At 70.1% G+C, this 26,298-nt stretch carries 24 protein-coding genes; 16 read left to right on the forward strand and 8 right to left on the reverse strand.

Annotated features, from left to right (window positions below):
- Window positions 1-8 precede the first annotated feature (8 nt).
- From frr to ACQP09_RS27325, 6 genes are all read left to right on the forward strand, one after another.
- Window positions 9-566: a ribosome recycling factor gene (gene frr, locus ACQP09_RS27300; RefSeq protein ID WP_403249253.1), complete on the forward strand. Its 558-nt coding sequence runs from the start codon at window positions 9-11 to the stop codon at window positions 564-566.
- Entirely contained in the window at window positions 566-1,651 is a 1,086-nt protein-coding gene (locus tag ACQP09_RS27305; RefSeq protein ID WP_433404190.1) for a phosphatidate cytidylyltransferase, read from the forward strand. Before frr ends, ACQP09_RS27305 begins: the two co-directional genes overlap by 1 nt.
- Before the next feature lie 111 nt (window positions 1,652-1,762).
- Entirely contained in the window at window positions 1,763-2,869 is a 1,107-nt protein-coding gene (rlmN, locus tag ACQP09_RS27310) for a 23S rRNA (adenine(2503)-C(2))-methyltransferase RlmN (protein WP_030569530.1), read from the forward strand.
- 300 nt (window positions 2,870-3,169) lie between these two features.
- On the forward strand, window positions 3,170-4,273 hold the full coding sequence (locus ACQP09_RS27315; protein WP_433404194.1) for a thiamine ABC transporter substrate-binding protein: 1,104 nt from the start codon (window positions 3,170-3,172) through the stop codon (window positions 4,271-4,273).
- A gap of 98 nt (window positions 4,274-4,371) precedes the next feature.
- Entirely contained in the window at window positions 4,372-5,985 is a 1,614-nt protein-coding gene (locus ACQP09_RS27320) for an ABC transporter permease (RefSeq protein WP_433406781.1), read from the forward strand.
- 5 nt (window positions 5,986-5,990) lie between these two features.
- Window positions 5,991-7,013, forward strand: a complete 1,023-nt coding sequence (locus tag ACQP09_RS27325) for an ABC transporter ATP-binding protein (protein WP_433404197.1) — start codon at window positions 5,991-5,993, stop codon at window positions 7,011-7,013.
- A gap of 72 nt (window positions 7,014-7,085) precedes the next feature.
- On the opposite strand, the gene ACQP09_RS27330 is transcribed toward ACQP09_RS27325, so the two are convergent.
- From ACQP09_RS27330 to ACQP09_RS27345, 4 genes are all read right to left on the reverse strand, one after another.
- A complete protein-coding gene (locus tag ACQP09_RS27330; RefSeq protein ID WP_433404200.1) occupies window positions 7,086-8,246 on the reverse strand; it encodes a hypothetical protein in 1,161 nt (386 codons plus the stop codon).
- The gene (locus ACQP09_RS27335; RefSeq protein WP_433404203.1) at window positions 8,228-8,965 is read right to left on the reverse strand and encodes an ABC transporter ATP-binding protein; all 738 of its coding nucleotides are present in this window, start codon (window positions 8,963-8,965) and stop codon (window positions 8,228-8,230) included. The genes ACQP09_RS27330 and ACQP09_RS27335 overlap by 19 nt, the downstream gene beginning before the upstream one ends.
- A 244-nt stretch (window positions 8,966-9,209) precedes the next feature.
- The gene (locus ACQP09_RS27340) at window positions 9,210-10,589 is read right to left on the reverse strand and encodes an aspartate aminotransferase family protein (protein WP_237328176.1); all 1,380 of its coding nucleotides are present in this window, start codon (window positions 10,587-10,589) and stop codon (window positions 9,210-9,212) included.
- Entirely contained in the window at window positions 10,574-11,080 is a 507-nt protein-coding gene (locus ACQP09_RS27345; RefSeq protein WP_432151053.1) for an Lrp/AsnC family transcriptional regulator, read from the reverse strand. Before ACQP09_RS27345 ends, ACQP09_RS27340 begins: the two co-directional genes overlap by 16 nt.
- Before the next feature lie 161 nt (window positions 11,081-11,241).
- Here ACQP09_RS27345 and ACQP09_RS27350 point away from each other — a divergent pair, with 161 nt between their 5' ends.
- On the forward strand, window positions 11,242-12,681 hold the full coding sequence (locus ACQP09_RS27350; RefSeq protein WP_433404207.1) for a gamma-aminobutyraldehyde dehydrogenase: 1,440 nt from the start codon (window positions 11,242-11,244) through the stop codon (window positions 12,679-12,681).
- A 166-nt stretch (window positions 12,682-12,847) separates the two neighbouring features.
- On the forward strand, window positions 12,848-14,011 hold the full coding sequence (locus ACQP09_RS27355; RefSeq protein ID WP_433404210.1) for a polyamine ABC transporter substrate-binding protein: 1,164 nt from the start codon (window positions 12,848-12,850) through the stop codon (window positions 14,009-14,011).
- A 70-nt stretch (window positions 14,012-14,081) separates the two neighbouring features.
- Here ACQP09_RS27355 and ACQP09_RS27360 read toward each other — a convergent pair whose 3' ends face one another.
- From ACQP09_RS27360 to ACQP09_RS27370, 3 genes are all read right to left on the reverse strand, one after another.
- Window positions 14,082-14,885: an SAM-dependent methyltransferase gene (locus tag ACQP09_RS27360; protein ID WP_433404213.1), complete on the reverse strand. Its 804-nt coding sequence runs from the start codon at window positions 14,883-14,885 to the stop codon at window positions 14,082-14,084.
- A gap of 60 nt (window positions 14,886-14,945) precedes the next feature.
- A complete protein-coding gene (locus ACQP09_RS27365; RefSeq protein WP_433404216.1) occupies window positions 14,946-15,659 on the reverse strand; it encodes a glycerophosphodiester phosphodiesterase in 714 nt (237 codons plus the stop codon).
- A 68-nt stretch (window positions 15,660-15,727) separates the two neighbouring features.
- Window positions 15,728-16,762 (reverse strand): adenosine deaminase, encoded by a 1,035-nt coding sequence (locus ACQP09_RS27370; RefSeq protein ID WP_433404219.1) that lies wholly within the window; start codon window positions 16,760-16,762, stop codon window positions 15,728-15,730.
- 136 nt (window positions 16,763-16,898) lie between these two features.
- Between ACQP09_RS27370 and ACQP09_RS27375 the strand changes: the two genes are divergently transcribed.
- Window positions 16,899-17,612, forward strand: coding sequence for a DUF4190 domain-containing protein (locus ACQP09_RS27375; RefSeq protein ID WP_433404221.1), 714 nt, complete (start codon window positions 16,899-16,901; stop codon window positions 17,610-17,612).
- A gap of 87 nt (window positions 17,613-17,699) precedes the next feature.
- On the opposite strand, the gene ACQP09_RS27380 is transcribed toward ACQP09_RS27375, so the two are convergent.
- A complete protein-coding gene (locus ACQP09_RS27380; RefSeq protein ID WP_433404224.1) occupies window positions 17,700-18,248 on the reverse strand; it encodes an NADAR family protein in 549 nt (182 codons plus the stop codon).
- 207 nt (window positions 18,249-18,455) lie between these two features.
- Here ACQP09_RS27380 and ACQP09_RS27385 point away from each other — a divergent pair, with 207 nt between their 5' ends.
- The 7 genes from ACQP09_RS27385 (at window position 18,456) to ACQP09_RS27415 (ending at window position 26,272) form a co-directional block, all read left to right on the forward strand.
- Window positions 18,456-19,970: a gamma-aminobutyraldehyde dehydrogenase gene (locus ACQP09_RS27385; RefSeq protein ID WP_433404227.1), complete on the forward strand. Its 1,515-nt coding sequence runs from the start codon at window positions 18,456-18,458 to the stop codon at window positions 19,968-19,970.
- A 63-nt stretch (window positions 19,971-20,033) separates the two neighbouring features.
- Window positions 20,034-21,281 carry an ABC transporter substrate-binding protein gene (locus tag ACQP09_RS27390; RefSeq protein WP_433404230.1) on the forward strand — a complete coding sequence of 416 codons (1,248 nt, stop codon included), beginning with the start codon at window positions 20,034-20,036 and terminating at the stop codon, window positions 21,279-21,281.
- 64 nt (window positions 21,282-21,345) lie between these two features.
- Window positions 21,346-22,500: an ABC transporter ATP-binding protein gene (locus ACQP09_RS27395; RefSeq protein WP_433404233.1), complete on the forward strand. Its 1,155-nt coding sequence runs from the start codon at window positions 21,346-21,348 to the stop codon at window positions 22,498-22,500.
- Entirely contained in the window at window positions 22,497-23,429 is a 933-nt protein-coding gene (locus ACQP09_RS27400) for an ABC transporter permease (RefSeq protein WP_433404236.1), read from the forward strand. The genes ACQP09_RS27395 and ACQP09_RS27400 overlap by 4 nt, the downstream gene beginning before the upstream one ends.
- Window positions 23,429-24,241, forward strand: coding sequence for an ABC transporter permease (locus ACQP09_RS27405; RefSeq protein ID WP_433404239.1), 813 nt, complete (start codon window positions 23,429-23,431; stop codon window positions 24,239-24,241). Before ACQP09_RS27400 ends, ACQP09_RS27405 begins: the two co-directional genes overlap by 1 nt.
- A gap of 14 nt (window positions 24,242-24,255) precedes the next feature.
- Entirely contained in the window at window positions 24,256-25,671 is a 1,416-nt protein-coding gene (locus ACQP09_RS27410) for an NAD(P)/FAD-dependent oxidoreductase (protein WP_433404242.1), read from the forward strand.
- Between the two features lie 136 nt (window positions 25,672-25,807).
- Window positions 25,808-26,272: a hypothetical protein gene (locus tag ACQP09_RS27415; RefSeq protein ID WP_433404245.1), complete on the forward strand. Its 465-nt coding sequence runs from the start codon at window positions 25,808-25,810 to the stop codon at window positions 26,270-26,272.
- Window positions 26,273-26,298: the final 26 nt, after the last annotated feature.

Genomic DNA, 26,298 nt, shown 5'->3' on the forward strand with positions numbered 1-26,298 from the left:
AGCACGTGGTGATCGAAGAAATCCTCCTCGAGGCCGAGGAGAAGATGGAGAAGGCCGTCGTCGTCGCGAAAGAGGACTTCGCCGCGATCCGTACCGGCCGTGCGCACCCGGCGATGTTCAACAAGATCGTCGCCGACTACTACGGCGCGCTGACCCCGATCAACCAGCTGGCCTCGTTCTCGGTTCCCGAGGCGCGGATGGCCGTCGTGACGCCGTTCGACAAGACCGCGCTGCGCAACATCGAGCAGGCGATCCGTGACTCCGACCTCGGCGTCAACCCGAGCAACGACGGCAACATCATCCGGGTGACGTTCCCCGAGCTCACCCAGGACCGCCGCAAGGAGTACATCAAGGTCGCCAAGACCAAGGCCGAGGACTCCAAGATCTCGATCCGCTCCATCCGCCGCAAGGCCAAGGAAGCGCTCGACAAGCTCGTCAAGGACAAGGAGTCCGGCGAGGACGAGGTGCGCCGCGCCGAGAAGGAGCTCGACGACACCACCGCGAAGTACGTGGCGCAGGTGGACGAGCTGCTCAAGCACAAGGAAGCCGAGCTGCTCGAAGTCTGATGAACGACTCTTCCTGGGGTGCACCGCAGGGAGCCGGTTACCGGGGTGCCCCCGAGATGGGGGTCGCTCCGGCGGGTCCCGCCTACGATGCGCATGAAGCCCAGCAGACTCGGCCCATGCCCAACGTGCCGGACGTCCCCGACGCAGGTAGAGACGCACAGAGCCGCGCCAACCGGAACGGGGACGCCGCGCACGTCGGCGGCCCCCTGTTCCGTGACGAGATGCCGCAGGAGCCCATGTCCACCCCGCTGCCGTCCCCGCCGCAGAAGAAGCGTGCGGGGCGTGATCTGCGCGCCGCCATAGGGGTCGGCGTGGGGCTCGGCGCCGTCATCGTCGCCTCGCTGTTCATCGTGAAGGCCGTCTTCGTGGGTGTCGTCGCCGTCGCCGTCGTCGTCGGCCTCTGGGAGCTCATCTCCCGGCTCCAGGAGCAGAAGGGCATCAAGGCGCCCCTGATCCCGCTGGCCGTCGGCGGGGCCGCGATGGTCGTCGCCGGCTACGCGCGCGGTGCGGAGGGCGCGTGGGTCGCCATGGCCCTGACGGCCCTGGCGGTGTTGGTCTGGCGGATGATCGAGCCGCCGGAGGGGTACCTCAAGGACGTCACGGCGGGCGTCTTCGCCGCGTTCTACGTCCCGTTCCTGGCCACCTTCGTCGCCATGATGCTGACGGCGGACGACGGGCACTGGCGGGTCCTCGTCTTCCTCGTCCTCACGGTCGTCAGCGACACCGGGGCGTACGCGGTGGGCTGGCGCTACGGCACCCACAAGCTCGCCCCCCGCATCAGCCCCGGCAAGACCCGCGAGGGCCTGCTCGGCGCCGTCTCCTTCGCGATGGTGGCCGGTGCGCTGTGCATGGAGTTCCTCATCGACGGCGGCGCCTGGTGGCAGGGCCTGCTCCTCGGCCTCGCGGTCGCCGTCAGCGCCACCCTCGGCGACCTGGGCGAGTCCATGATCAAGCGGGACCTCGGGATCAAGGACATGGGCACCCTGCTCCCCGGCCACGGCGGCATCATGGACCGGCTGGACTCGCTGCTGCCGACCGCGCCGGTGGTCTGGCTGCTGCTGGTGCTGTTCGTCGGCTCCGGCTGAGCGTCCTTTCGAGGGCGCGCACCACGTCCCACCTGCACGTTCCACGAGTGAGGGTCCGTCGTCCACAGGGCGGCGGGCCCTCACCCGTCTGTCTGCGACACTGGATGAACCATGCCTAAGCCCGGAGAACTCACTTTCGTCGCGCCCCGCGGAGCCAAGAAGCCGCCGCGGCACCTCGCCGACCTCACGCCCGCCGAGCGCAAGGAAGCGGTAGCCGCGACCGGCGAGAAGCCGTTCCGCGCCCAGCAGCTCTCGCAGCACTACTTCGCGCGGTACGCGCACGACCCGGAGCAGTGGACCAACATCCCCGCCGGGTCCCGGGAGAAGCTCGCCGAGGCGCTGTTCCCCGACCTGATGTCCGTGGTGCGGCACATCAGCTGCGACGACGACACCACCCGTAAGACGCTGTGGAAGTTGCACGACGGGACGCTCGTCGAGTCCGTCCTGATGCGCTACCCGGAGCGCGTCACGATGTGCATCTCCTCGCAGGCGGGCTGCGGGATGAACTGCCCGTTCTGCGCCACCGGGCAGGCCGGGCTCGACCGCAACCTGTCGACCGCCGAGATCGTGCACCAGATCGTCGACGGCATGCGCGCCCTGCGCGACGGCGAGGTGCCCGGCGGTCCGGCCCGGCTCTCCAACATCGTCTTCATGGGCATGGGCGAGCCGCTCGCCAACTACAACCGGGTCGTCGGGGCCATCCGCCGGCTCACCGACCCCGAGCCGGACGGCCTCGGCCTCTCCCAGCGCGGGATCACCGTCTCCACGGTCGGGCTCGTCCCGGCCATGCTGCGCTTCTCCGACGAGGGCTTCAAGTGCCGTCTCGCCGTCTCGCTGCACGCCCCGGACGACGAGCTGCGCGACACCCTCGTCCCGGTCAACACCCGGTGGAACGTACGCGAGGTGCTCGACGCCGCCTGGGAGTACGCGGAGAAGTCCGGCCGCCGCATCTCCATCGAGTACGCCCTGATCCGGGACATCAACGACCAGGCCTGGCGCGGCGACCTGCTCGGCAGGCTGCTCAAGGGCAAGCGGGTGCACGTCAACCTGATCCCGCTGAACCCCACGCCCGGCTCCAAGTGGACCGCCTCGCGGCCCGAGGACGAGAAGGCGTTCGTCGAGGCCATCGCGGCCCACGGAGTGCCCGTCACCGTCCGGGACACCCGCGGCCAGGAGATCGACGGGGCCTGCGGGCAGCTGGCGGCCTCCGAGCGCTGATCACACAGCGGCTTCCGAGCGCTGATCACATAGCGGCCTCACGGCGACCGGCCGAAATCCGCCGGTGTAGCCTGGGCGCGAAATCAACTTCATATTCCGACAGGGGAGCGCCACAGCGCTGAGAGTGCGGCACCAAGGACAGGTTGGCCGCAGACCCTCTGAACCTCGCCCGGGTCATTCCGGGTAGGAAGTTCGGACCTTACTCAAGCTGTTGCGCCCTGCCCGCTTCCGGTACGTCTGTCACGTCTCCGGGGGCGGGCGGGGCCGCGTCTCTTCCTGGTCACCTCCAGGAGGAATCACATGAACACCACCAAGAAGTACGCCGCGACCGCGCTCGCCGCGGCGCTCGGCGTCACCGTCCTCGCGGGCTGCGGCGACTCCGGTGACGACACCTCGGCGGGCTCCGGCGCGTCGAAGGGCAGCGGCTCCAAGACCGTCACCCTGGTCACCCACGACTCCTTCAACGCCTCGGAAGACGTGCTGAAGCAGTTCACCAAGGAGAGCGGCTACACCGTCGAGCTCCTCAAGAGCGGCGACGCCGGCGCGGCCCTCAACCAGGAGATCCTCACCAAGGGCTCCCCGCGCGGCGATGTGTTCTTCGGCGTCGACAACACCCTGCTCTCCCGCGCTCTCGACAACGGCCTCTTCACCGCGTACGAGGCCAAGGGCCTGGACCGGGTCGCGAAGGGCACCGAGCAGGACGACCAGCACCGCGTCACGCCCGTCGACACCGGTGACATCTGTGTCAACTACGACAAGAAGTACTTCGCCGACAAGAAGCTCGACCCGCCGCAGACCTTCGAGGACCTGCTCAAGCCCGCGTACAAGAACCTCCTCGTCACCGAGAACGCGGCCGGCTCCTCGCCCGGCCTCGGCTTCCTCCTCGGCACCATCGCCTCCCAGGGCGAGGACGGCTACCAGGACTACTGGAAGAAGCTGAAGGCCAACGGCGTCAAGGTCGTCGACGGCTGGGAGCAGGCCTACAACGAGGAGTTCTCGGGCTCCGCAGGCGGCAGGAAGGCCAAGGCGGACCGCCCGCTCGTCGTCAGTTACGCCTCCAGCCCGCCCGTCGAGGTCCTCTACGCCGACCCGCAGCCCAAGGAGGCCCCCACCGGCGTCTCCGCCGGGACCTGCTTCCGGCAGACCGAGTACGCCGGGCTGCTGAAGGGTGCTAAGAACGAGGCGGGCGGCAAGGCGCTGCTCGACTTCCTGATCAGCAAGACGTTCCAGGAGGACGTGCCGCTGAACATGTTCGTCAACCCGGTCGTCACCGACGCGAAGCTGCCGGAGATCTTCACCGAGTTCGGTGAGACCGTCGACAAGCCGGCCACGGTGGCCCCGGACAAGATCGCCGCCAACCGTGAGCAGTGGGTCCAGGCGTGGCACTCGATCGCCGTGAAGTAGACGGCCCCACCAAGGCCGCCGAAGCCGCCGAGCCCGCCGCCGGGTCCAAGGGCGGGACCGGCGGTGGGCGGCGCGGAGCGGCGGTGCGGCTCGGCCTGATGGCCGCGCCCGTCGCGTTCTTCGCCGTCTTCTTCGCCTACCCCGTCTCCGCGATCGTCGGACGCGGGCTGAAGGCGGACGGTGTCTGGCAGTTCGGGCGGATCGGCGAGGTGCTGTCCCGCCCGGACATCCTCGACGTCCTCTGGTTCACCACCTGGCAGGCCCTCGCCTCCACCGCGCTCACCCTGCTGATCGCGCTGCCCGGCGCGTACGTCTTCGCGCGCTTCGACTTCCCGGGAAAGCAGGTGCTGCGCGCGGTCGTCACCGTGCCGTTCGTGCTGCCCACGGTCGTCGTCGGCACCGCGTTCCTGGCGCTGCTCGGGCGCGGCGGTCTCCTGGACGAGCTGTGGGGGCTGCGGCTCGACACCACGGTGTGGGCGATTCTGCTCGCGCACGTCTTCTTCAACTACGCCGTCGTCGTGCGGACGGTCGGCGGACTCTGGTCGCAGCTCGACCCGCGTCAGGAGGAGGCCGCCCGGGTCCTCGGCGCCGGACGGTTCGCCGCCTGGCGGCGGGTGACGCTGCCCGCGCTCGGCCCGGCGGTGGCGGCGGCCGCGCTGATGGTCTTCCTCTTCACGTTCACCTCGTTCGGTGTCGTGCAGATCCTCGGCGGCCCCGCCTACTCCACCCTGGAGGTGGAGGTCTACCGCCAGACCGCCCAGCTCCTCGACCTGCCGACGGCCGCCGTGCTGACCATGGTCCAGTTCGTGGCGGTCGGCGGGATCCTCGCCGTGCACGCCGTGACCGTACGCCGCCGGGAGCGGGCACTGAAGCTCGTCGACCCGGCCCAGACCTCCCGCCGGCCGCACGGCGCCGGACAGTGGGCGCTGCTCGGCGGGGTGCTGCTCACCGCGCTGCTGCTGATCCTGCTGCCGCTCGGCGTGCTGGTGGAGCGGTCGTTCGACGGGCCGCAGGGGTACGGCCTCGGCTACTACGAGGCCCTCCAGACGGCCGACGGCAGCGGCTCGACCTTCCTCGTACCGCCGCTGGAGGCCGTCGGCAACTCCCTTCAGTACGCGTTCGTCGCCACCCTCATCGCCCTGGTCGTCGGAGGTCTGGCGGCGGCCGCCCTGACCCGCCGGGCCGGACGGCTCGTACGCGGCTTCGACGCGCTGCTCATGCTGCCGCTCGGGGTCTCCGCCGTCACCGTCGGCTTCGGCTTCCTCATCACCCTCGACGAGCCGCCGCTGGACCTGCGGACCTCCTGGATCCTGGTCCCGCTGGCCCAGGCGCTGGTGGGCGTCCCCTTCGTCGTACGGACCATGCTTCCCGTCCTCCGCGCGGTGGACGACCGGCTGCGCGAGGCCGCGGCCGTACTGGGGGCCTCGCCGCTGCGGGCCTGGCGCGAGGTCGATCTGCCGTTGGTGCGGCGGGCGGTGCTGGTCGCGGCGGGCTTCGCGTTCGCCGTGTCGCTCGGGGAGTTCGGCGCCACCGTCTTCATCGCCCGGCCCGACAACCCGACCCTGCCGGTCGCTGTCGCCCGGCTGCTGGGTCGCTCCGGCGAGCTGAACTACGGGCAGGCGATGGCCCTCAGCACCATCCTGATGCTGGTGTGCGCGGTCTCGCTGCTGCTCCTCGAACGCATCCGTACCGACCGATCCGGGGAGTTCTGACCACCATGCTGAGCCTGCAGGCAGCCACCGTACGGTTCGGGCAGCGGGCCGCGCTCGACGCCGTCGACCTGGAGGTCGCCGACCACCGCATCGTCTGCGTGCTCGGCCCCAGCGGCAGCGGCAAGTCCACCCTGCTGAGGGCCGTCGCCGGACTCCAGCCCATGGACGGCGGCCGGGTGCTGCTGGCCGGGCAGGACCAGGCGGGCGTCCCGGTCCACCGGCGCGGCCTCGGCCTGATGTTCCAGGACCACCAGCTCTTCCCGCACCGCGATGTCGGCGCCAACGTCGCCTTCGGGCTGCGGATGCACGGCACCGGCCGAGCGGAGTCCGAGCGCCGGGTCCGTGAACTCCTGGAGCTGGTCGGCCTCCCCGGCGCCGAACGCCGTGCCGTCGCCGCCCTCTCCGGCGGCGAGCAGCAGCGCGTCGCCCTGGCCCGGGCGCTCGCCCCGCGCCCCAAGCTCCTGATGCTGGACGAACCCCTCGGCCAGCTCGACCGCAGCCTGCGCGAACGGCTCGTCATCGAACTGCGCACCCTGTTCCAGGAGTTGGGTACGACGGTGCTGGCCGTCACCCACGACCAGGGTGAGGCGTTCGCACTCGCCGACCGGGTCGTCGTGATGCGGGACGGCCGGATCGCCCAGGAAGGCAGCCCGCTGGACGTCTGGCAGCACCCCGCCTCCGCGTTCGTCGCCCGCTTCCTCGGCTTCGACAACGTGACCCCGGCGACGGTGACCGGCCGGGCCGCCGCGACCGCCTGGGGCAAGGTGCCGGTCCCGGAGGGCTCGCCGCAGGGCGAGGTGGACCTGCTGGTCCGCCCGGCCGGGGTGCTGATCGGCGCCCCGGAGGACGGGCTGCGCTCCACGGTCGGCGTCCGCACCTTCCGCGGGAACCACGTGACCGTGCGGCTGACCCCGGAGAACGCCCCGGTGCTGGAGGCCGAGTGCGCCCTGCGGGACACCCCGGACGAGGGGGCGGTGGTGGGTGTCCGGTTCGACGCGGCGGAGACGGTGGTGCTTGCGGGGGAGTGACGGGGCCTTCACGAGCTGCGTCCACCCGTGAGCCGCCCGCCCCTGAGCCCCGCCCTCGCACCCCCCACCCGCCTACCCAGCCAGCGGTAGCGCCGCCAGTTCCGCGATCACCCAGGTCAGCGGGGCGAACAGGGCCAGCAGCGCGGCGGCCCGTAGCGCGGTCGCGGAGCGCAGGGTGGAGGCCGGGGCGCCCATGCGCAGCAGTGCCTGAGCCGTGTGGGCGCGGGCCTGCTTCGCCTCCAGGGCCGAGGTCAGCAGCGTCGCCACCGTGCAGCCGAGGACCAGCACCGCACCGAGCGCGGTGAGCGGGCCGTAAGGGCGCTCGTCGCCTCCGTACAGCGCCGAGGCGGCGATCACCGCGGCGACCACCGCGCAGACGATGCCGAGCGGGCGGCCGATCCGGCGCGCCTCGTCCATCAGGACCCGGCCCGCCAGCAGACGTACGGCACCGGGACGCACGGCCTGGAGCGCCTTCCCGCACAGGTAGGTCAGCCCCGGACCCGCCATGGCCAGGCCGGCCGCGGCCAGCGTCCAGCCGGCCAGTACCGCCACCGGAGTGGCGTCGAACCGGCCCGGCAGCGGGAACGCGCTCCCCGACCCGTCCCGGGACGCGTACGCCTCGACCGCCAGCCCGGCGGCCACCAGCGCCACGCCCCACGGCAGTCCGCTCGGCACGGGAGCGGGCTCCGGCAGCTCCTCGGAGCCGAAGGTGGCCCGAGCAGGGTCGGGCCGGGAACGCAAGGCCAGCGCGCTCGCCGTCGCCGACACCACCGGTACGAGAGCGAGCAGCATCAACGCGGCGGCCAGCGGCAGCGGGGTGCCCGCGCCGAGGAACTCCGCCGCGCCGCCGTCGAACGGCATCCCGGTCAGATCGCCCCGCAGGTGCAGGAAGAAGAGCAGCGCCACCATCGAGCCGAGCGTGGTGGAGACGGCCGTCGAGACCGCGGCCAGCACCGAGAGCCGCACCGGACCGAGGCCCAGTGAGGAGAGCCCGGGCCGGGGCCGGGTGCTCGGATCCGTACGGGCCACCGCCACGGCGAACATCACGGTGGCGGCGAGCGGGACGAAGCACCACAGCAGCCGCAGCACCGAACCGGCGGAGGCGGGATGCGCGGAGGCGTATCCGAGCGAGCAGAGGAGGAGGAAGCCGACACCGGCCGACGCGGCGGCGACGAGCAGCCGCCGGACCAGGACGAGGGGATGCGTACCGCGGGTCAGACGGAGAGCGAGCACGCCGCGCTGCCCTCCGCATCGGGTTCGGCGGGGAGGGCGACGGTGGAGACGCGGCGGCCGTCCAGCAGCGGGACGGTCCGGTCGGCGAGGGCGGCGACCTCGGCGTCATGGGTGGCCAGGACCATCGTGATGCCGTGCGAGCGGGCCGCGGCGGTCAGGGTGCGCAGGAGCTGCGAGCGCTCGGCGCGGTGCAGGGTCGCGGTGGGCTCGTCGGCAAAGATGACCGTCGGCTGCGCGCAGAGGGCCCGGGCGACGGAGACGCGCTGGCGTTCGGCCTGGAGGAGCGCGTGCGGGCGCTTCTTGGCGAGCGGCGCGATGTCCATGCGCTCCAGCCACTCGGTGGCGGCCTTCTTCGCGGCCCGGTGCGAGACGCCGCGCAGCAGCAGCGGCAGCGCCGCGTTCTCCCAGGTGGTCAGCTCGGGGACGAGCTCCGGGTCGGCGCCGATCCAGCCGAACCGTTCCCTCCGCAGCTGTTCGCGCACCCGGGGAGCCATCGTGTGCACGGGGACGCTGTTGAACCAGACCTCGCCCTGTTCGGGCACCAGCCGGCCCGACAGGCAGTGGAGCAGCGTGGTCTTCCCGCTGCCGCGCGGGCCGGTCACGGCCAGGATCTCGGCGTCGCGGACGGAGACGGAGACACCGCCGAGACCGGGCGATCCGTTGTGGGAGTGGTGCAGGGAACGCGCCCAGATCACGTCGTTGTCCGGCGGGGCCACCATGGCGTACACCTCGGTTCGGATGAGTTTTCCCGTTCCCCCGTACGGGGGAACGAGGACGCGGCCGATCGGTCACTGGGCACCGTAGATAGTCGGACCGGAAAGTACGCACAGCACACGGCCCGGACGCTCCCCTTCTCACTCGAAAGGGCGCATCCGGGCCGGGTGGACCGTATGAAATGACCGCTGAATGATGATCATCCAGAGAAGGTCACGAGGGTCAGGCGGGTCGCGAGAGCCGCGAAGGTCAGAGCTTCGTCCACGCTTCCGTCAGCACGGCCCGCAGGATCCCCTCGATCTCGTCGAACGTCGACTGGTCCGAGATCAGCGGCGGCGCGAGCTGGACGACCGGGTCGCCGCGGTCGTCGGCCCGGCAGTACAGGCCGTTCTCGTACAGCGCCTTGGAGAGGAAGCCGTACAGGACGCGCTCGGTCTCCTCGTCGGTGAACGTCTCCTTGGTGGCCTTGTCCTTCACCAGCTCGATGCCGTAGAAGTACCCGTTGCCGCGGACGTCGCCGACGATCGGCAGGTCGTGCAGCTTCTGCAGCGTGGTGAGGAAGGCGTTCTCGTTGTCCAGGACGTGCTGCGTGAGGTTCTCACGCTCGAAGATGTCCAGGTTGGCGAGGCCGACCGCCGCGGAGACCGGGTGGCCGCCGAAGGTGTAGCCGTGCAGGAAGGTGTTGCCGCCCTTGTAGAACGGCTCGGCGATCTTGTCCGAGACGATGCAGGCACCGATCGGGGAGTAGCCGGAGGTCATGCCCTTCGCGCAGGTGATCATGTCCGGTACGTAGCCGAACTTGTCGCAGGCGAAGATCGTGCCGAGGCGGCCGAAGGCGCAGATGACCTCGTCGGAGACGAGCAGCACGTCGTACTGGTCACAGATCTCACGGACCCGCTGGAAGTACCCGGGCGGCGGCGGGAAACAGCCGCCGGCGTTCTGCACGGGCTCCAGGAAGACGGCCGCGACGGTCTCCGGGCCCTCGAAGAGGATCTCCTGCTCGATCTGGTCGGCGGCCCAGCGGCCGAAGGCCTCCGGGTCGTCGCCGAAGAGCGGGGCGCGGTAGATGTTGGTGTTCGGCACCTTGTGCGCGCCGGGGACCAGCGGCTCGAAGGGGGCCTTCAGAGCCGGAAGGCCGGTGATGGAGAGCGCGCCCTGCGGGGTGCCGTGGTAGGCGACCGCACGCGAGATGACCTTGTACTTGGTCGGCTGGCCCTTGAGCTTGAAGTACTGCTTGGCCAGCTTCCAGGCGGTCTCGACGGCCTCGCCGCCACCGGTGGTGAAGAAGACCTTGTTGAGGTCGCCCGGCGCGTAGTCGGCGAGACGCTCGGCCAGCTCGACGGCCTTCGGGTGGGCGTAGGACCACACCGGGAAGAAGGCGAGCTCCTGGCCCTGCTTGTACGCCGTCTCGGCGAGCTCGTGACGGCCGTGGCCGGCGTTGACCACGAACAGGCCGGAGAGGCCGTCCAGGTAGCGCTTGCCCTTGTCGTCGAAGATGTACGTTCCCTCGCCACGCACGATGGTGGGAACGGGCGCGTTCTCGTAGTCCGACATGCGGGTGAAGTGCATCCACAGGTGGTCGTACGCGGTTCGGCTGAGGTCCTTGCTCACGGCTATCGGGTTCCCCACATATAGGTCTGCTTCTTGAGCTTGAGGTAAACAAAGCTCTCGGTGGAGCGCACGCCGGGAAGGGTCCGGATGCGTTTGTTGATCGTCTCCAGCAGGTGGTCGTCGTCCTCGCAGACGATCTCCACCATCAGGTCGAAGGAGCCCGCGGTCATCACCACGTACTCGCACTCGGCCATGGCCGACAGGGCTTCGGCCACCGGATCGAGGTCGCCCTCGACATTGATGCCGACCATCGCCTGGCGCCGGAACCCCACGGTGAGCGGGTCCGTGACGGCGACGATCTGCATCACGCCCTGGTCGAGCAGCTTCTGGACGCGCTGGCGCACAGCCGCTTCGGAGAGGCCGACGGCCTTGCCGATCGCGGCGTACGGACGGCGTCCGTCCTCCTGGAGCTGCTCGATGATCGCGAGGGAGACGGCATCGACCGCTGGCGGTGATCCGTTCCCGTTCCTGGAGTCTGCGCTGCGACTGGCCACACATCCACTGTGCACCGCACTCGTCTGTCTCGCAACCCCAGATCGATGAAATTCGTTGAGTGAGTGCACAGAACCGACTGAATCCGAAGCTGGGGGTGGTTGCCTATGTCGAAAGCGTCACCGGAACGATTAGGGTGGGTGTCTCACCCATCGGACAGCCGACAGGAGGGGTGGTCATGACCACCGAGGTGCGCCGTCTGCGCAACTACATCAACGGGGAGTTCCGGGACGCCGCGGACGGGCGGACCATCGATGTGGTCAGCCCGGTGACGGAAGAGGTCTACGCGACCTCGCCGCTCTCCGGCCAGGCCGATGTCGATGCCGCCATGGAGGCCGCCGCGGCCGCCTTCCCGGCCTGGCGTGACACGACGCCCGCCGAGCGCCAGAAGGCCCTGCTCAAGATCGCGGACGCGTTCGAGGAGCGCGCGGAGGACCTGATCGCGGCCGAGTCGGAGAACACCGGCAAGCCGATCGGCCTCACCCGCAGCGAAGAGATCCCGCCGATGGTGGACCAGATCCGCTTCTTCGCGGGCGCCGCCCGGCTGCTGGAAGGCCGCTCGGCCGGCGAGTACATGGAGGGCCTGACCTCCATCGTGCGCCGCGAGCCCGTCGGCGTATGCGCGCAGGTCGCGCCGTGGAACTACCCGATGATGATGGCCGTCTGGAAGTTCGCCCCGGCGCTCGCCGCGGGCAACACCGTCGTGATCAAGCCGTCCGACACCACCCCGGCGTCGACCGTGCTGATGGCCGAGATCATGGGCCAGATCCTGCCCAAGGGCGTCTTCAACGTCCTGTGCGGCGACCGGGACACCGGCCGCGCGATGGTCGAGCACCCGACCCCGGCGATGGCCTCCATCACCGGTTCGGTCCGGGCCGGCATCCAGGTCGCCGAGTCCGCCGCCAAGGACGTCAAGCGCGTCCACCTGGAGCTCGGCGGCAAGGCGCCGGTCGTGGTCTTCGAGGACGCCGACATCGCCAAGACCGTCTCGGGCGTCTCGGAGGCGGGCTTCTTCAACGCGGGCCAGGACTGTACGGCCGCGACCCGCGTCCTGGTCCACGAGTCCATCCACGACGAGTTCGTGACCGCGCTCGCCAAGGCCGCCGCCGACACGAAGACCGGGCAGCCGGACGACGAGGACGTGGCGTACGGCCCGCTCAACAACGCCAACCAGCTGAAGCAGGTCAGCGGCTTCATCGAGCGGCTCCCGGCTCACGCCAAGGTCGAGGCGGGCGGCCACCGGGTCGGCGAGAAGGGCTACTTCTACGCCCCGACCGTCGTCTCCGGCCTCAAGCAGGACGACGAGATCATCCAGAACGAGGTCTTCGGCCCCGTCATCACCGTCCAGTCCTTCACCGACGAGGACCAGGCCGTCTCGTACGCCAACGGCGTCGAGTACGCGCTCGCCTCCTCGGTCTGGACGCAGAACCACTCCCGCGCCATGCGCATGTCCAAGAACCTCGACTTCGGCTGCGTGTGGATCAACACCCACATCCCGCTCGTCGCGGAGATGCCGCACGGCGGGTTCAAGAAGTCCGGCTACGGCAAGGACCTCTCCGCGTACGGCTTCGAGGACTACACCCGCGTCAAGCACGTCATGACGTCCATCGAGGACTGATCCACGGACCGTCGTCACGCGTACGGCCCCGGGCTCCGGCCCGGGGCCGTACACGCATCTGGACAACGTGTGCGGAACGGTCCCGTCCCGCTGGACGCTTGGTCCATTGCCCGCCGCCGTGGCCGAGGGGCATTCTGCGCGGGTGCCAGTGATCCCGAAGAACCCCATGTCCCGCCGTTCCCTGCTGCGCGCCCTCGGGGCCGGGGCCGCGGGGGCTTCCCTGGCCGGCTGCGGGGTGCCCGCCGCCTATGTCGAGCCGGGGGACCGGGCCGGACGCGACAGCTCCGCGACCGACCACACCCTGCACTTCGCCAACTGGCCGCTCTACATCGACACCGACGACGAGAACACCTCGAAGCGGCCCACGCTGGACGCCTTCACCGAGCGGACCGGGATCTCCGTCACGTACACCGAGGAGATCAACGACAACGACGAGTTCTTCGGGAAGGTCAGCCCGGCCCTGATGAACCGCCAGCAGACCGGCCGGGACCTGATCGTCATCAGCGACTGGATGGCCGCCCGCTTCGTTCGGCTCGGCTGGGTCCAGGAGATGGACCGGGCCAAGCAGCCGAACGTCGCCAAGTACCTGGACCCGCAGCTGCGTTCGCCCGCGTTCGACGAGGGGCGGCGCCACAGCGTCCCGTGGCAGTCCGGGATCACCGGCATCGCGTACAACCGCAAGCGCCTCGGCCGCGAGCTCCGCTCCACCAACGACCTGTGGGCCGACGACCTGCGCGGCAAGGTGACGCTGCTGTCCGGGCTCGACGAGTCGTTCGCACTGCTGATGCAGGGCGACGGCGTCGACATCGCCCGGTGGACCGCCGACGACTTCCACACCATGTGCGAGCACATCGAGAAGCGGGTCCGGTCCAAGCACATCCGCCGCTTCACCGGCAACGACTACATCAAGGACCTCTCCACCGGCGATGTGCTGGCCTGTCAGGCGTACTCCGGCGACGTCATCCAACTCCAGGCGGACAACCCGGACATCGAGTTCCTCGTGCCCGAGGAGGGCGCCGAACTCTGGGCCGAGTCGCTGATGATCCCCAACCTCGCCCGCCACAAGCGCAACGCGGAACGGCTCGTCGACCACTACTACGACCCCGAGATCGCCGCCGAACTCGCCACCTGGGTCAACTACGTCTGCCCGGTGCCCGCCGCCCGTGACATCCTCGCCTCGTCCAAGGACGAGGAGACCGCCGCGCTCGCCGAGGACCCGCTGATCTTCCCCGACGACGCGATGCGCGAACGGCTCGCCATCGCGCGCGACATCACCGCCGAGGAGCGGACGGACTTCGCCAAGAAGTGGAACGCCATCGTCGGGTTGTGAACCGCTGTCACGCGGCGCATGATCAAGCGGTTGGAGGTGCTGGAGCGGGCACCGGCCACCACGCCGGACGTCACGGCTTCCGGGCCACCACGCCGAACTGCGCCACCTCCGGCTCCCGCGGGTTCGTACGCCAGCGGGAGCAGGAGACGATGCCCGGCTCCAGCAGGTCGAGGCCGTCCAGGAACGATGCGAACTCTTCACGGGTGCGGGCGGTGATCGGCGGAGTGGCGTTCTCGTTCCAGAAGCGCATCGCCGCCTCGTTGCCCTCGCCGCCCAACTCCAGCGTCGGGTGGGTGAGCACCAGGTGGCTGCCGGACGGGACGGCGGCCATCAGCGTGCGGACGATGGAGCGCGCCTCGTCCGTGTCCAGTACGAAGTTGAGGATGCCGAGCATCATCACCGCGACCGGCCGGCCCAGGTCCAGCGTGGGTTCGGCCGCCTTCAGGATCCGCTCCGGATCGTGCGCGTCCGCGTCGACGTACTCCGTCGCGCCCTCCAGCGAACCGCTGAGCAGGGCCCGCGCGTGGGCCAGCACGATCGGGTCGTTGTCGACGTAGACGACCCGGGCGTGCGGCGCGGTGTGCTGGGCGATCTCGTGGGTGTTGTCGGCCGTCGGCAGGCCGGTGCCGATGTCCAGGAACTGGTCGACGCCCACGTCCCCGGCCAGGTGCCGCACCGCCCGGCCGAGGAACGCCCGGTCGGCGCGGGCCACTTCGCCGATGCTCGGGTACATCCCGGTCACCTGGTCGCCCACCGCCCGGTCCACCGGGTAGTGGTCCTTGCCGCCCAGCCAGTAGTTCCACACCCGGGCGTTGTGCGCGACGTCGGAACGTATCCGGGCCGGGGCCTCGGCCTGCTGTCGGCTCTCACTCACGTCTGCTGCTCCTCGGTACCCGTCCGGCTCGTCACGGCACCGACCATCATGCCGGACCGATCAAGAACCCCTCAGAGCAGGGGAGTTGGAGCGCAGTTTGTGCAGCGCGTCGATCCGGTTCGTGGTGATCGAGTCGACGCCCCGCTCGATCAGCCGGCGCATCGTGCGCTTGGTGTCGGCCGTCCACGCGGAGACGAGGAACCCGTCCCGGTGCGCCCTCTCGGCCAGTTCGCGGCTGACGAGCCCGAAGCGGTAATTCAGCCAGCGCGGCTTCACCGCCGCCAGCAGGACCGGGCGCGGCGGGGCGAGCGTGTTCCAGGTCAGCGCGATCTCCGCGGCCGGGTCCGCGGCGCGCACCCGCAGCATCGCGTCCGCGCCAGCGCAGTAGTACGCCCGGTCACCCGCCCCGCACTCCAGGACCGTACCGACGACCTTCTTCACCGAGGCGTCCGTGGAGCCGGGCAGATCCACCATCACCCGGTGCCCCTCGGTGGCCTCCAGCGCGTCGCGCAGGGTCGGCACCCCGCCGCCGGTCAGCTCCAGCACCTCCTGGTGGGTCAGCCGGTCGACGCGCCGGTCATGGCCCCACAGCCGCTCCAGCGTCGTGTCGTGGAGCAGGACGGGTACGCCGTCGCGGGTCACCCGTACATCGATCTCGACCGCGTCCGCCCCCCGGTCGAGGGCGGAGCGGATCGAGGGCAGGGTGTTCTCGCGGGCCCGGTACGGATCGCCGCGGTGCGCGACGGCGGTGAAGCGGGTGGTGGTGTCGGCCATGGGGCCATTGTGACGACCGGGGCGGGCGTGCGGGGCGCCGGAGGCGGTTCTCCGGTTACGTGTCCGGGTCAGCGGGCGGGGCCCCGGAGCCAGTTCGCCGTGTACGTGTCGATCTCCTCGGCCAGCCGCCGCTTGCCGGCCGGGTCCAGGAACGAAGCCTCCACCGCGTTCTTGGCGAGGCCCGCGATCCCCTGCTCGTCCAGGTTCAGCAGCCGGGCGGCGACGCCGTACTCGTTGTTCAGGTCGGTGCCGAACATCGGCGGGTCGTCGCTGTTGACGGTGACCAGCACGCCCGCCTGGACCATCTCGCGGATCGGGTGCAGCTCGATGTCGGTGACCGCGCGCGTGGCGATGTTCGACGTCGGGCAGACCTCCAGGGCGATACGGTGCTCGGCGAGGTGCTCCAGCAGCTTCGGGTCCTGGACGGAGCTGGTGCCGTGGCCGATGCGCTCGGCGCGCAGCTCGGTGAGCGCGTCCCAGATGGTCTGCGGTCCCGTGGTCTCCCCGGCGTGCGGCACCGAGTGGAGGCCCTCGGCGATCGCCCGGTCGAAGTACGGCTTGAACTGCGGCCGGTCCACCCCGATCTCCGGCCCGCCGAGCCCGAACGAGACCAGCCCCTCGGGCCGCCGCTCCACCGCCAGCCGCGCGGTCTCCTCGGCGGCCTGGAGCCCGGCCTCGCCCGGGATGTCGAAGCACCAGCGCAGGATGACGCCCAGCTCGGCCTCGGCGGACTTGCGGGCGTCCTCGATGGCCTCCATGAAGGCCACCTCCGGGATGCCGCGCCGGGTCGAGCTGAACGGGGTCACGGTCAGCTCCGCGTACCGGATGTTCTGCCGGGCCATGTCCCGCGCCACCTCGAAGGTGAGCAGCCGGACGTCCTCCGGGGTGCGGATCAGGTCCACCACCGAGAGGTAGACCTCGATGAAGTGCGCGAAGTCGGTGAAGGTGAAATAGTCCGCCAGCGCCTCCGGGTCGGTCGGCACCTTGGAGTCCGGGTGCCGGGCGGCCAGTTCGGCGACGATCCGCGGCGAGGCGGACCCGACGTGGTGGACGTGGAGCTCGGCCTTGGGCAGCCCGGCGATGAAGGGGTGCGGATCGGTCATGTGTCTCTCCCACAATTCGGCGTGTACGTCGGCGGCGCCCCCAGGGGTGTCCTGCCGGCTGCACCGATCATCGTAGGCGGGGTGAGGTGGCGCGGAACCGGGCCGTAGCATGACGGGACCACGATGGGGGAGGCCCATGTCAGACAACACAGAGCAGCCCGGGGGCGGGGCCGCGCCGCGCGATCCGTGGGCACCGCCGGACAGCAGGGTGGAGCTGGGCAAGCAGGACGCCGCTCCGCCGCCGCCCGCCGTCCACGACCAGCAGACCGTGACGTCGATGCCGAGCGCGGGTCCGGCGCCGGAGAGCACCGGCCCGATACCGACGGGTGGCGGCTTCGGCCCGCCGCCCTCGGCCGTACCGCCGCCTTCGTCCGTACCGCCGCCGCCGATCGGCCCGGGCGGCCCCGGCCACCAGGCACCGCCGCCCCCGACCACCGGGCACTACGGCTACCCGGCCCCGCCGGCGCAGCCGTACGGCGGCTACCCGGGCTATGACGCCTACGGCGGCCAGCAGCCCTGGGGCCCCCAGCCCTCGAACGGCCTCGGCACGGCCGCGCTGGTGCTCGGCATCATCTCGATCGTCGGGTTCTGCATGTACGGGGTGAACATCATCCTCGGCATCCTGGCGCTGATCTTCGGTCTCATCGGCCTCGGCCGGGCCAAGCGCGGCGAGGCCACCAACCGGGGCATGGCGATCGCCGGGATCATCACGGGATCGGTCGGCATCGTGGTCGGATCCGTGCTCCTCGGCTTCATCATCTGGGCCATCGCCAACGGCGACTCCAGCTTCGACGACACCTACGACGACGACCCGTTCGCCACGTCGCTGGTCATCGAGGGCCGCGGCTAGCCACCGGGACGTACCGCATCCGCCGCCCGGTCCGGCAGGGAACCACTCCCGCCGGACCGGGCGGCGCTGTCGTATCAGGGGGGGGGGCTAAGCCGCCCGCAGCCGCTCCCGCGCCTCCATCAGCGCGAACCCCAGCAGATTCAGCCCCTCCCACTCCTGCGGCCGCTCCACCCGCTCGTCGTCCGCCGCCAGCCCGATGCCCCAGATCCGGTCCAGCGGGGACGCCTCCACCAGCACCCGGTCGCCCGTGGACAGCAGATAGCCGGCCAGCTCAGGGCTCTGCCCGAACTTGTGGACGCTGCCCGCCACGACCAGGGCGAACCGCTCCCGTATCCACCGGTCCTCGTCGAAGCCGCGCACCAGCCGCCCGGCCTTCTTCGCCGCCGCCGGGCTCGACGCCGTGACGGCCGCCTCCTCCGCCTCCGCATCACCGAAGAGGCGGGCCTTGCCGGCCATCATCCAGTGCTCCGCGCTCGCATAGGTGACCCCGTCCACCGTGAACGGCGACGGCCACCACTGGCTCAGGCAGCTCGCGCCGATCCGCCCGTCCGGGCGCGGGCGGTGGCCCCAGAACGGCAGATACTTCACCCGCTTGCCCCGCGCCACGTCGGCCACAAGCTCATCGATCGGTCCCATGACATGTGAGTGTGGCATCCGCCACTGACACTCCGTACGGGGATTTCCGCACCGACACGACACATGGTCGACAGATTCCGTCGCGTAACCAAAAGGCAACAACGGAATCACTTGTTGGGCCTGGACCCCTCTGTCAGGATCGGCACTCAATTCACGAAGAGGCTACGCCGACCCCGCGCAGCGGGTACAGCGGCGGAGGAGAGCGTCATGAGCAACGGCTTCCAGGTTCAGGACCGCTTCGCGGAAGGTGCGCAGTACATCGGCGGCAAGCTGCTCCCGGGCACGTCCGGCCACCACCACGACGTGGTGAACCCCGCGACCGGCGAGAGCGTCCTGCGGTACGAGCTGGCGGGCACCGAGGACGTGGACGCGGCCGTCGCCGCCGCCCGCGCCGCCTTCCCCGGCTGGTCGGGCGCCACCCCCGGCGAGCGCTCCGAGGCCCTGCACCGGTTCGCCGCCGTCCTCGCCGAGCAGGCCGACGACTTCGCGTACGCCGAGTCCCTCCAGTGCGGCAAGCCGCTCAAGCTCTCCACCGAGTTCGACGTGCCCGGCACCGTCGACAACGCCGCCTTCTTCGCGGGCGCGGCCCGCCACCTGGAGGGCAAGGCCGCCGCCGAGTACGACGGCGACCACACCTCGTACGTACGCCGTGAGGCGATCGGTGTCGTCGGCTCCATCGCGCCCTGGAACTATCCGCTCCAGATGGCCGCCTGGAAGATCCTCCCGGCCGTCGCCGCGGGCAACACCATCGTCCTCAAGCCCGCCGAGCTGACCCCGCTCACCTCGCTGATGTTCGCCCAGGCCGCCACCGAGGCGGGCATCCCGGACGGCGTGATCAACATCGTCACCGGCGCAGGCAAGGAGGCCGGCGAGCACCTCGTCGGCCACCCGGACGTCGTGATGACCTCCTTCACCGGCTCCACCGCCGTCGGTAAGAGGGTCGCCGAGGTCGCCACCGCCACCGTCAAGCGCCTCCACCTGGAGCTCGGCGGCAAGGCCCCCTTCGTGGTCTTCGACGACGCCGACCTGGAGGCCGCCGTCCACGGGGCGGTCGCCGGATCGCTCATCAACACCGGCCAGGACTGCACCGCCGCCACCCGCGCCTACGTCCAGCGCCCGCTCTACGACGCCTTCGTCCGCGACGTCGCCGCGCTCATGGAGACCGTCCGCCTCGGCTCGCCCTTTGACGCCACCACCGACCTCGGCCCCCTCATCAGCCACGCCCAGCGCGACCGCGTCGCCGCCTTCGTCGAGCGGGCCCGCGGCTACGCCCAGGTCGTCACCGGCGGCGAGGCGCCCGGCGGCGACCTCGCGGACGGTGCGTACTACCGGCCGACCCTCGTCGCGGGCGCCGCCCAGGACAGCGAGATCGTCCAGTCGGAGATCTTCGGCCCGGTCCTCGTGGTCCTCCCCTTCGACACCGACGACGAGGGCATCGCGCTCGCCAACGACACCCCGTACGGACTGGCCGCCTCCGCCTGGACCCGCGACCTGTACCGCGCGAACCGCGCCACCCGCGAGATCCAGGCGGGCTGTGTGTGGGTGAACGACCACATCCCGATCCTCTCCGAGATGCCGCACGGCGGATACAAGGCCAGCGGCTTCGGCAAGGACATGTCGGCGTACTCCTTCGAGGAGTACACGCAGGTCAAGCACGTCATGTACGACAACACCGCGGTCGCCCGGAAGGACTGGCACCGCACGATCTTCGGGGACCGATAGCAGCTGCCGCGTGACCGGGGCCCGAGGGCCCCAGCGGCCTCCCACCCGAAAGGGCACACGCGTATGGAGAGTTACGAGCCCGAGCGCCTCTCGCCGGTCCAGCTGGCGGCCATGAGGCGTTCCCTGACCAGCGGCAGGGGAGCCCTCACCCGCCGCTCCCTGCTGCGCGCCTCCGGTATGGGCGCCCTCGCGCTGGGCGGGATAGCCACCCTCGGCGCCTGCGGCATCCCGCCCGCCGGACGCGCCGAGGGAGCAGCGGCCGCCGACGACCACTCGGAGAAGGAGAAGGAAGTCGCCTTCTCCAACTGGACCGAGTACATGGACGTCAGCGACGACGAGAAGACCCGTCCCACCCTTGCCGCGTTCACCAAGCGCACCGGGATCAGGGTCAAGTACACCGAGGACATCAACGACAACGTCGAGTTCTTCGGGAAGATCAAACCGCAGCTCGCCGCCGGCCAGAACACCGGCCGAGACCTCATCTGCGTCACCGACTGGCTGGCCGCCCGCATCATCCGGCTCGGCTGGGCGCAGAAGCTCGACCCCTCGAACCTGCCGCACGCCTTCGCCAACGTCTCCGCCCAGTTCCGCACCCCCGACTGGGACCCCGGCCGCGCCTACTCCTACCCCTGGACCGGCATCCCCACGGTCATCGCCTACAACGTGAAGGCGACCGGCGGCCGGAAGGTCGACTCGGTCTCCCAACTCCTCGACGACCCGAAGCTCAAGGGCCGCGTCTCCTTCCTCTCCGAGATGCGCGACACCATCGGCATGACCCTGCTCGACCAGGGCAAGGACCCGGGGAAGTTCACCGACACCGACTTCGACGGGGCGATCGGCCGGCTCCAGAAGGCCGTCGACAAGAAGCAGATCCGCCGCTTCACCGGCAACGACTACACCGCCGACCTCAGCAAGGGCGACATCGCCGCCTGCGTCGGCTGGGCCGGGGACATCATCCAGCTCCAGGCCGACAACCCGGACATCAAGTTCGCGATCCCGGCCGCCGGTTACATCACCTCCAGCGACAACCTCCTGGTCCCCGCCCAGGCCCGGCACAAGACCAACGCCGAGAAGCTCATCGACTACTACTACGAGCCGCCGGTCGCCGCCCAGCTCGCCGCGTACATCAACTACGTCTGCCCGGTCGACGGCGTACGCGACGAACTCGCCAAGATCGACAAGTCGATGGCCTCCAACACGCTGATCCTCCCCGACCGGGAGATGGCGGCGAAGTCCCGCTCCTTCCGCTCCCTGACCACGGAGGAAGAGACGGCGTACGAAGAGAAGTTCGCCAAACTCATCGGCGCCTGACCCGGCAACCGCCCACTGGCTCCGCCCTCTCCGAACTCCCCCGAACACACTGGGACCGCGACCCATGACACAGCAGCAGCAGACCGCGGGCGGCGATGTCCGCCTCGTCGGGATCAGCAAGACCTACGGCTCCTTCACCGCCGTACAGCCGCTCGACCTGACCGTCCCCGAGGGCTCCTTCTTCGCCCTGCTCGGCGCCTCCGGCTGCGGCAAGACCACCACCCTGCGGATGATCGCGGGGCTGGAGGAGGCCACCACCGGCACGGTCCACCTCGGCGGCAAGGACATCACCGACCTGCCCCCGTACAAGCGGCCGGTCAACACCGTCTTCCAGAGCTACGCGCTCTTCCCGCACCTGGACATCACCGAGAACGTCGCCTTCGGGCTGCGCCGGCGCGGCATCAAGTCGGTGAAGAAGCAGGTCGACGAGATGCTGGAGCTGGTCCAGCTCGGCGACTTCGCCCGCCGCAAACCGCACCAGCTCTCCGGTGGCCAGCAGCAGCGCGTCGCCGTGGCCCGCGCGCTCATCAACCACCCGCAGGTCCTGCTGCTCGACGAACCGCTCGGCGCCCTCGACCTCAAGCTCCGCCGCCAGATGCAGCTGGAGCTCAAGCGCATCCAGACCGAGGTCGGCATCACCTTCGTGCACGTCACCCACGACCAGGAGGAGGCCATGACCATGGCCGACACCGTCGCGGTGATGAACGGGGGCCGTGTCGAGCAGCTCGGCGCCCCCGCCGACCTGTACGAGAACCCGCGCACCACGTTCGTCGCCAACTTCCTCGGCACCTCCAACCTCATCGCGGGCGAGATCGTCTCGACCGGCGAGGACCTGGTGGTGGCCGCGGGCGGCGGGAAGCTCACGCTGCCCCGCGAGCGATGTTCGGCGCCGACCACCAGCGGCGGCCGGCTCCTCCTCGGCATCCGGCCCGAGAAGATATCCCTGGCCCACGCGGACGACGCCGATGACATCGCCGCAGGCCGTAACCGGGTCACCGGCCGCATCACCGACTCCAGCTTCATCGGCGTCTCCACGCAGTACGTGGTCGAGAGCCCGGCCGGGACCGCCCTCCAGGTCTACGAGCAGAACGTCGACCGGCGTACGCGACTCACTCCCGGCGCCGAGGTCGTCCTGCACTGGAACCCCGCCCATACCTTCGGCCTCGACGCCGCGCAGGACATCGACGCGGGCGCGACGAGCGTGGAGGACGCGGAATGAGCGCCACCGAGGCGCCGCCCGCGCCGACCTCTGAGGGGCGGGAGCTCACGCTCCGCAAGCCCTCCACCCGTAAACGGCTCATCCCGTACTGGCTGCTGCTCCCCGGCATCCTCTGGCTGCTCGTCTTCTTCGCGCTGCCGCTCGTCTACCAGGCCTCCACCTCCGTACAGACCGGCTCGCTGGAGCAGGGCTTCGAGGTCACCTGGCACTTCCAGACGTACGTGGACGCGCTGCGCGACTACTACCCGCAGTTCATCCGGTCCCTGCTGTACGCGGGCACCGCCACGATCCTCTGCCTGCTGCTCGGCTACCCGCTCGCCTACCTCATCGCCTTCAAGGCGGGCCGCTGGCGCAACCTGGTGCTGGTGCTGGTCATCGCCCCGTTCTTCACCAGCTTCCTCATCCGTACGCTGGCCTGGAAGACGATCCTCGCCGACGGCGGCGCGGTCGTGGACGTGCTCAACACGCTGCACGTCCTGGACGTCACCAGCTGGCTCGGCTGGACCGAGTCCAACCGGGTCCTCGCCACCCCGATGGCGGTCGTCTGCGGTCTGACGTACAACTTCCTGCCGTTCATGATCCTGCCGCTCTACACCTCGCTGGAGCGGATCGACGGCCGGCTGCACGAGGCGGCGGGCGACCTCTACGCCACGCCCGCCACCACCTTCCGCAAGGTGACGTTCCCGCTCTCCATGCCCGGCGTCGTCTCCGGCACCCTGCTGACCTTCATCCCGGCCAGCGGCGACTACGTCAACGCCGAGCTGCTCGGATCCACCGACACCAAGATGGTCGGCTCCGTCATCCAGAGCCAGTTCCTGCGGGTCCTGGACTATCCGACGGCCGCCGCGCTCTCGTTCATCCTCATGGCGATCGTCCTGCTGACGGTCACCTTCTACATCCGCCGCTCCGGGACGGAGGACCTGGTCTGATGCCCGTACTGCGCTGGATACGCCGGAACCTGATCGTCATCGCGGGTCTGCTGACCCTCGCGTACATGATCCTGCCGAACCTCGTCGTGATGGTGTTCTCGTTCAACAAGCCCAACGGCCGGTTCAACTACGCGTGGCAGCGGTTCTCGCTGGACGCCTGGAAGGACCCCTGCGGCGTAGCCGATCTCTGCGGCTCCCTTTCCCTCTCGCTCCAGATCGCCTTCTGGGCGACGCTCGGGGCCACCGCGCTCGGCACGGCGGTCGCGTTCGCGCTGGTCCGCTACCGCTTCCGGGCGCGCGGCGCGATCAGCTCGCTGATCTTCCTGCCGATGGCGATGCCCGAGGTCGTCATGGCCGCGTCCCTGCTCACGCTCTTCCTGAACATGGGCGCCCAGCTCGGCTTCTGGACCGTGCTGATCGCGCACATCATGTTCTGCCTCAGCTTCGTGGTGACGGCCGTCAAGGCGCGCGTGATGTCGATGGACCCGAGACTGGAGGAAGCCGCCCGCGACCTTTACGCGGGACCCGTGCAGACTTTCCTCAGGGTGACCCTTCCCATCGCCGCCCCCGGAATCGCGGCGGGCGCGCTGCTCGCCTTCGCGCTCTCGTTCGACGATTTCATCATCACGAATTTCAACGCGGGCTCCACCGTCACGTTCCCCATGTTCGTCTGGGGCTCGGCACAGCGCGGCACACCCGTGCAGATCAACGTCATCGGCACCGCCATGTTCATCATTGCGGTACTGATGGTCCTCGGCGGCCAGCTCATCGCGAGCCGCCGAAAGAGCAACGCTCGAAACGGAAAGTCCTGAAGGAGTTGGAAACCATGGCCCCAGCTGCCATGAGTATCGCCGCCCAATCACTCTCCGGCGCCAAGCCGGTCTCCTACTGGCTGGACGACCCGGCCAAACCCGCCGCGCTGCCCGCCCTCACCGGCGACGAGCACGCCGACCTCCTGGTCATCGGCGGCGGATACAGCGGCCTGTGGACCGCGCTCATCGCCAAGGAGCGCGACCCCGGCCGGGACGTCGTCCTCATCGAGGGGCACGAGGTGGGCTGGGCCGCCTCGGGCCGCAACGGCGGCTTCTGCGCCGCCTCCCTCACCCACGGCCTGGCCAACGGCGTCGAGCGGTGGCCGGACGAGATCGCGAAACTGGAGGAGCTGGGGGAGCGGAACCTCGACGCCATCGAGGCCGCCGTCGCCCGCTACGGGATCGACTGCGAGTTCGAGCGGACCGGCGAGATCGACGTCGCCACCGAGCCGCACCAGCTCGAAGAGCTGCGCGAATGGCACGAGGAGATCGTCAAGCTCGGCATCACCGGCGTGGACTTCCTGGACCGGGACGCCCTGCGCGCCGAGGTCGACTCGCCCACCTTCCTCGGCGGCCTCTGGGACCGGAACGGCGTCGCGATGCTGCACCCGGCCAAGCTCGCCTGGGGCCTGAAGCGGGCCTGCCAGGAGCTGGGCGTACGGATCTACGAGTCCACGCGCGGCCTGGACCTCGTCCGCTCGGGGGAGGGGATGGCGGTCCGCACCCCGTACGGTCGCATCTTCGCCCGCCGGGTCGCGCTCGGCACCAACATCTTCCCGTCGCTCGTCAAGCGGGTCCGCCCGTACACCGTTCCGGTCTACGACTACGCGCTGATGACCGAACCGCTCACGCCCGAACAGCTCGAATCCATCGGCTGGAAGGGCCGCCAGGGACTCGGCGACAGCGCGAACCAGTTCCATTACTTCCGGCTCTCCGCGGACAACCGGATCCTGTGGGGCGGATACGACGCGATCTATCCGTACGGAGGCCGGCTCAGCGCCGATCTGGACCAGCGGCCGGAGACGTTCCTCAAGCTCGCGGAGCAGTTCTTCGACTGTTTTCCGCAGCTTTCCGGAGTGAAATTCTCGCACGCCTGGGGCGGTGCGATCGATACCTGTTCGCGCTTCACTGCTTTCTTCGGAACGGCTCATCAGGGACGGGTCGCCTATGCCGCCGGATATACCGGACTCGGCGTCGGCTCCACGCGTTTCGGGGCCGATGTGATGCTCGATCTGCTCGCCGGTGAGGAGACCGAGCGGACCCGCCTGGACATGGTCCGCTCGAAGCCGATGCCGTTCCCGCCGGAGCCGTTCGCCTGGGCCGGGATCGAGATCACCAAGCGGTCCCTCGCCCACGCCGACGCCAACGGCGGGCACCGCAATCTCTGGCTGAAGACCATGGACAAGCTGGGGCTCGGCTTCGACAGCTGACACCTTGTCCAACAATGTGACTCACGTCACGGTCATTCGTGGCCCCAACCCGCGTCATAGTCGGGGCTGAGCGCTCTCTCGCACGTGTACCCACCGGTAGAACCCTGCCGGTGTTCACGTCAACGGGAGGCTGGTCATGACGGGACCGGAAGCGAAAGCCGCGATCGAGTGGCTCACATCGGTGGCACCGGATCCCAGCGCCTGCCGGTGGGAATGGGAGCGCAACCCCCAGGGGATCGCTCTTCTTCCCGCCGGCAGGCGCTGGGACGTGCTGATCCTCCCCGGTGAGCTCGGCTATCCGACGCTCGATGTCCTCACCCGCCTCATCGACCGGCCCGGGCCGGTCCTCGCCGACTTCGGCGAGTCCCGCATGGGCTTCTTCGTCCCGCCCGGCACCGCGTCCCGCTGGCTCGGCACCGGCATCCGCGGCGCGGGCCCCGGCACCTGGATCGTCGTTCCGCACCCGGGCCGCGCGGCCGGAGGAGTGCGCTGGCTGATCCCGCCGGACGGCTCGGGAACCCTCACGGACGCGGCGCTGCTGGAGCTGGCGATGCACGAGGCGGCCGGAGCCGCCGCCCAGGACGGCCGGGAGGGAGGATGACCCGCCGCCGCAGGCCGTGCAGGGGG

It is taken from the genome of Streptomyces sp. CA-146814 (assembly GCF_050942385.1).
GTDB lineage: Bacteria > Actinomycetota > Actinomycetes > Streptomycetales > Streptomycetaceae > Streptomyces.